The sequence below is a fragment of the Onishia niordana genome (assembly GCF_004798965.1).
GTDB lineage: Bacteria > Pseudomonadota > Gammaproteobacteria > Pseudomonadales > Halomonadaceae > Onishia > Onishia niordana.
On record NZ_SDSD01000169.1, the window covers coordinates 1 to 234 of the forward strand.

Below are 234 nucleotides of genomic sequence, written 5' to 3' on the forward strand. Positions count from 1 at the left end.
GCAAAATCAACTGTATCTTCAAAAGCAATAGTTTGAAGGTCTTCAGCAAGGGCAGCAATTTCAGATAAGGCATCACGTGTCTGGATAATTTCAAACCCCGTAATCAATTGGCGTGCAATTCCAATATAACGGTCATCCGTCATAAAGTAGGAATGCTCTGCTGTCATGAAAATCGTGCCAGCTGTACCCGAAAAACCTGTCAGATAGTAGATATTTTTCATATCAGTAAGGATT

At 39.7% G+C, this 234-nt stretch carries 1 protein-coding gene; it reads right to left on the reverse strand.

Translation table 11 applies throughout. The features are described from left to right. On the reverse strand, positions 1-234 hold a 234-nt coding region (locus tag ETC27_RS18370; RefSeq protein ID WP_205742810.1), incomplete at both ends, for an aminopeptidase P family N-terminal domain-containing protein.